The 6,639-nt window shown below is 55.0% G+C and carries 2 protein-coding genes; both read left to right on the forward strand.

Features of this window, described 5'->3' with window-relative positions; translation table 11 throughout:
• Positions 1–308 precede the first annotated feature (308 nt).
• The gene (locus tag ACYQ1A_RS21645; RefSeq protein WP_499365798.1) at positions 309–5,330 is read left to right on the forward strand and encodes an RHS repeat-associated core domain-containing protein; all 5,022 of its coding nucleotides are present in this window, start codon (positions 309–311) and stop codon (positions 5,328–5,330) included.
• 6 nt (positions 5,331–5,336) lie between these two features.
• Positions 5,337–6,080, forward strand: coding sequence for a hypothetical protein (locus tag ACYQ1A_RS21650; RefSeq protein ID WP_499365799.1), 744 nt, complete (start codon positions 5,337–5,339; stop codon positions 6,078–6,080).
• The last annotated feature ends 559 nt before the right edge of the window (positions 6,081–6,639 follow it).

The raw sequence follows: 6,639 nt of genomic DNA on the forward strand, positions 1-6,639 counted from the left end.
GACCGGTTCCGTCATGCACGTCGCTTTGCGCAGCAGCGTCACAGCGCAGTAAACGGATGGTCTTCGGTCGGGAATCGCGCGGCGCGTAATTTGGCGCGTAGATGTCGTGCCTTGTCCCCAACCACATCTGCAAGAAAAGTCGGCGTCGCGCTCAGCATGCCTTTTTCGTTTTGTATTCGCGATGTAACGAAATTGCCACACGAAGCTTGTAAAAATTGCAAGGAAACGAGGGGATAAGCAAAAATGCTTACCCGAAGCGGGTTTCCGCTTACGCCTTGACACTAAAAACTACAATTCGGCCTTCGTATATGCATATCAAGAATTTCGCCTGCCTGCTCGTCGCCGGGCTCGTTTCGTTGTCGTCGGCTGCCACAGCCGCAGTGGCGCCGCTCTACAACGATTACTACAGCGAAGATGGTGCTGCGCAGCGGCGGTCTTCAGATTCCAACTGGTTCGAAACCATTGATCCCTATACGGGCCAGTTGCTGATCAATATCCCGCTGTTTGATATTCCGGGTAATGGCAAGGTCGACTTCAGCCTGTCGTGGGCGGCCAACTCGTCGGAGCCAGCGGCGGGCGGAATGCACCCACCTCGAATTCGCACCTCTCTGGTGCCCGGAACCCGGGCAACGCTTGAGCTGCCTGACGGCTCCACGTATGTGTTCTACAGCTCGTCGACGGCACCTGATATCTCTCTAACCATCAACAACTGGAAATTGGTGGGTCGAGCGGATAGTACAAGCGGCGTTTTGTATGCGCCCAACGGTAATCGCTGGGTGATGTCGGCGTGGTCCAACGCGTCCCTGGATTATTCGGTCGCTGCGCGGCAGGCCGGCTGGCATAACCAGTCGACCAAGCCCGTCGATGGGGATGTTCAGCAAACCGCTGGTAGTTTTATTTACCGAATGCCAGCCTCTCAGATCGACCGGTATGGCAATACTGTCAATTACACCTACGATGGCACCAACCTGAAGACCATGACTGCTTCAGACGGCCGCAGCGCTTCAATCACCTGGGGCACTGGCGGCTATCCAACCGTGGTGGTCGGCAATCGGACCTGGAGCTTTAACACCTCTGGCAACAATCACACGCTAACCCAGCCGGATGGCCAAACCTGGAACATAACGACTGGCACAACTTATAACACCGTAATGACGGGTGGCACCGTGGGCGGTGGCAACCCTCTGGTCACTGCGGTTACCAATCCGCATGGCGGCGTGACCAGCTACTTGTATGCCGCTTACCTCGTTTTCAACCCAGCCGCGACCTGCCCGGACACTCAGCCTACCTGCGTCACGGCAGCATTGCCTTGGGTGCGTGAGCAGCCGCACCCCGCTTTGGCGCTGAAAAGTACCAGCGATGGTAGCACCATCACTTATTCGTCGTTCTACGCTGCGGGCAGTAATCCGATTCAGGTGAACGCGCCTAATGCGGGCAACGCTGCACACATTAGCCGGGCAGTGGTCACCACCACTGCGAACAAAAGCTACACCACAACCTATCAATACATCTCGCCGTATGAGATTACGGACTGCAACGGCAAGGCTTGGTCAACGGGGCTGCTGCTTCAGAAAACTATTGGGTCGGTGCAACAAGAAACTTATACCTGGAGCATGCAGTCCCTTCCCGGCGGGCAGGCGGGTATGGGCTATTGCACGGGCAATGGTGGCCGTCCAGTATTGACCGATACGCGCATCGTGCGCGATGGCAAGGCCTACGTCACCCACACCGATTTTGATGCCTATGGCCATCCGGCAGTCATTACAGAAACGGGCGATGACAGCAAACAGCGTATTACCCGCCGCAGCTATCTGAACGACACGACTAATTGGCAGCTTGATTCGCTGAGCACTGAAACGATCGGAGATGCCAGCAGTACGCTTTCTTCGCGCACCAATAGTTATGACGGCTCTGGCAGCCTGGCGCAGTCGGTCGCCGATGGCGTGACTACCAGTTATGCCTATGACAGCGCGGGCAATCTGTTCACACGCACTGATGCGCTCAATCTGGTCACCCGTTTTGAAAACTACTATCGCGGAATTCCGCGTACCGAAACACGGCCCTTCGCCAGTGGCACAGAGCCGGCCTGGTGCGCGGCGCCACGTAGCTCGGTAGCAATTACCCGGGTCGTCGACGATTTTGGTAACGTCACCTCGTACACCGACGCGCGCGGCAAGGTATTCAGTTATCAATATGACGGGATGAACCGTCTGACGTGGACCAAGCGTCCGCTGGGCAACGCAATCTCTATCAGTTGGACGCCCACCAGCCGGACCATCACGCGCGATGTCTACAGCAAGACCGATAGCTTTGATGGTTACGGCCGCAGCGTGACCACCAACGAAAATGGCGTTGTGGTAAGCCGCCGCTTTGATCCGCTCGGTCGACTCTTGTTCGAGAGCTATCCGGCACTGAGCGTAGGCGACACCTATGACTACGATCAGTTGAACCGAGTCGCCATTACCACTCACTCGGATGGCACGAGCAGCAAGTTTGGTTATACCGGCAGTGCGGTCGCCGTGACAGACGAAAACAACCACGTCACCTCGTCGTTCTATCAGGCCTACGGCAACCCGGATGACAAGGCGCTGACCGAAGTTAACCCTGATGCCACGGTGAGCAGCTCGGCGACCTTTATCAATAGAAACGCGCTTGGCCTGGTCACTTCGGTGCAGCAGGGTAGTGTGGTCAGAGGCTGGCAATACGATAGTCATAATTTCCTGGTTGGCCGCACCGATCCCGAGATAGGCCAGACCGTGCTGGGCCGCGATGCAGTCGGCAACTTGGTTTCACATAAGGTCGGCACCCAGCCTGCCGGGCATTACGCCGTTGATGCACAAGGTCGCACCGCCGCTAGCTGGTGGGACGACGGGGTAGCGCAGCAGGTTTGCACTCAACGCGATGCAAGCGGCCATGTGGTATCGGTTGTCAACGCATCCGCCACGCGTCAATACACCTATGACGATAACGGCAATACGTTGACCGAAGGCCTGGTTGCCGCGGGCAATACGTTGACCTTGACTCACGTGTGGGATGCGGATGATCGGCTGACTGCGGATATTTACCCGAACACCTGGCGTATCGAATACACGCCGGATGCATTTGGGCGCCCCACCACCGTGGGTCCATACGCATCGCAAATTGCCTATAACGGCCGTGGCAGCATCACTAACTGGCATGCGCCGAATGACCGGAATACGCACATTGCCTATGCGGACCGTGGTTGGCCCGCGTCGATGGAAGTCGTGGCTAATTTTGTGCTGCCAACAGCACCCACCAAGCCTACGGCCCCGGTAGCGCCGATTGCGCCCACCAGGCCTGCCAATCCGACCGTAGCTAATCCGGGCGCGCAACCCGTGGCGCCCGCTCAGCCAGCTACTGCCAAGCCAGGCGCCGGCATTACTGGCGATACGGCATGTCGCAAGGCCTACCGAGCCCCCATTCTGGCGGACTACGACAATAATGCGGCTGCCCGGCTGCAGTCGGATACCGCTATCTGGACGGCGAAAATTGCTGCCTGCACCACGGACTGGAATAACAACGGTGCCTATTGGAGCAACGGTGACGCAGGCTGCCGCCAGACGTACACCGAGCCCAAGCTGAGCGATTACGCGGGGCAGAGTAATCAGAACGCACGCTATACGGATGCTCATACCAGCTGGCAAAACAACATGAATCGTTGTGTGCCGACATGGACCAGCCAGGCGCAGGTCTGGGTCAACTATTACGCTGCTGTTGCCAGCTATAACGCCCAGTTGCAGAACTGGCAGGCGGCAAACGCTGCCTACCAGCAAGACCAGGCCAACTATGCTGCGGCCATGGCCACGTATAACAACCAGATGACGGACTACAACAGCCGGCTTGCGACCTATAACCAGGCAATGACGGCGTATCAGACCGCGTTAAACCAATACAACGCGGACTATGCCGCATGGCAGACCCAGGTCAGTCAAATACAGGCTGGCGGCGTTGCTGCCATCCAGTCGAGTTATGGCTATGACGGTCTGGGTAACCTGACTTCGGTAACCGATGCCGCAAACAGCAATTTCAATCGCCAATATGGCTACGATGCGCTCAACCGGCTCACCAAAGCAGACGGTCCTTGGGGTAGCGGCACCAGCATCAAATACGACGCGAATGGCAATTTGCTGAGCCAGACCCTAGGCGGTTACAACGTCAGCTACGGCTACGACAGCCAGCAATTGCTGCGGTCGATGGCTGGCACCAAGAACTACAGCCTGGCCTATGACGGTTGGGGTGACGTGACTTCACGCGGTGACGGCACCACCTATGTTTACGACGCCGCAGGTAACCTGCGCTGGTTTAATAAGGGAGCGAGTAGCCAGATTGCTTATAGCTACGATGGCGCTGGCTCTCGCGTGCTGTCGGTAGCGACGGGACTTAACCGGCTCGAGTTTTATGACCTTGCCAACAAGCTGATCTATGAAAAGGATCTGTCGAGCGGGGCGGTACATGTTTCGTTCTTCTTGAACGGTCAGCGGATTGCGGATGACAACGCCGGCGTAGCGAACTGGTATCACAACGATGTGGTAGGCAGCCCGCTCGCGGCAACAGACGGCGCTGGTCATATCGCCTGGAACACCTACTATCGCCCTTATGGCGAGCGGATGTTGGGCGCTAGTTCTACCAATAAGCAGTGGTTTGGCGGCAAGAGTTATGAGGATGCGAGCGGGCTTAGCTACTTTGGCGCGCGCTGGTATGACCCTGTTATTGGCCGGTTTATGGCGATGGATCCGGTGGATTGGGATGAAGATAATCTCATCCACAGCTTTAACGCCTTTGCTTATACAAGTAATAACCCTGTGAGCAGAGTCGATGTGAGCGGCGCGAGTGACGGTACACCGGCGGAAGCAGCGGCTGATCAAGCTGGCAAACTAAACCAGGGCCGAGGCGCATCAATTGCGAAGATTCTGTCCAATCCGAATCTGAAAAACAGGGCCGTGCAGGAAGAAATAAAGAACGGCACGATGTCTGTTGAGGAGATGTCTAAGAATGCGTTCTCACCGGAGGTAGCGGATGCCGTAGAAAGTGTCACCGTCACAGCCCCAAAGCCCATACCGAAGGCTCCGACAGGGCGTGGAAGCGTAGATCCATCTAAAAGAGACCCACAGCGGATCTACTCGCGCGTTACGGTTGAGAAACAGTTAGATAAGCAAAATCAAAAATGCGGCAGGTGTCAGAATCCGCTGAAACTCGAAGATGCTAAGGGGCATCATATCGAGCGCCATGCGGATGGAGGAAAAACAGATGAGGCAAATTTGGCCGTCGTTTGCGCCGCATGTCATTTTGAGCTTCACAGACGGAATTGAGACTAAATGAACCCAAATCTCGATAGAGCCAAAGCTACATCTGAAATCGCTAAGAATATTGCAACAGATGGCTATCACTTATATATGGTCGCGGGTGGCTCCCCGCTACCAAGGTACCTATATACCATTGGGCTGTCGGGTGTGTTGGGTTTTGAATTGATTTTTGCCGGCGCAGTGATGTTGACGGATGAAGCGGCAGTGGAGGTTATTAGAAGTACAGTTTCCGGACTGCGACAAACCGATGCCTTAAACGCCATAGAAATCGGAGGCATGAGCTACTCGCTTTGCCCTGCACAAATTTCCTGGGCTAAAAGATTGGCCCTCGGCGCGTTCGACTACTTTAGAGTCGATAACCTTGTCTTTCGACAAATCGTGCCTCCGTCTGAAATCGCGACGATTGACGTGCCCCAAATGGCTGTCCCGTATTCGAGTGGGCAGCGATCTGTGTGGCGTTGGTTGGAACTTCCTTGGGAATATCCGGTGTCTTATAACGCCATTGTTGGAACTAATTTTCCCGCATTAAAGGGTGGGGCCATTTTGGAGGCTTCACGTTGGGAGGAGGAGTATTGGGAAATGTTCGTGGGCGACGTCGCATCGGAACAGGCCGAGAACCCTCTTATTGTGGGGATTTCAATTTTACTGGGGTACGACCCGAGTCTTGAACCAGCGCTGACAATACCGCTTGAAAAAGGAATCTATAGAGAGAGTGCCGCCGATGATTGGTACCAGATGGGTGTTGGATGGGATTGAAATTGAATGGCTTTGTTCGTTCCAGGGCCAAGCGGGTTAGTCAGATAATTTCGCACTATTCTAGTGTAGGCCGTGCCTGAACTATAGGAATGGGGATTGCTTTCAACGAGTACTACTAGTGCTGCCTTCTGCTTTTTCTGACACAGCAATTGCGGAAAAAGCAAAATCAAACTGGTCTTGCCGCTAAGACGCGAAGATTGCGAGGATTTGACGTCTAAATGGCTTCTCGTGGATAAAAAATGGTTTGTTCCTGGAAATGGTCATCAACCGGGATTCTCATAAGACAGGCTGTTCAAAAAGTGTTTAACAAATGCAATCGGATCCGAGTGGCGCTTGGCAGTCATGTGCCACATAACGCACCACAGCTTTTTGCAATTAGTGCTTGGTTAGCAATCGGGCCCAGCCTGTTGAAAGCCCGCGCGCACCGCTGTAGATAGGCCCAGTGAAGATCTGCTCCTTATTTTTTTTATGCATGACATTAAGTTTCCTGGGCTGTGCTCATTTGTCCCCCGAAACAGGCCGCCAGTTAATCCTGCAAGGCGACCCCGAAGGCGGGCTA

Source organism: Silvimonas sp. JCM 19000 (genome assembly GCF_054652575.1).

Bases quoted from the DNA above. Each gene is read 5' to 3' on its own strand.
- ACYQ1A_RS21645 (WP_499365798.1), top strand. From the start codon at position 309: ATGCATATCAAGAATTTCGCCTGCCTGCTCGTCGCCGGGCTCGTTTCG.
- ACYQ1A_RS21650 (WP_499365799.1), top strand. From the start codon at position 5,337: ATGAACCCAAATCTCGATAGAGCCAAAGCTACATCTGAAATCGCTAAG.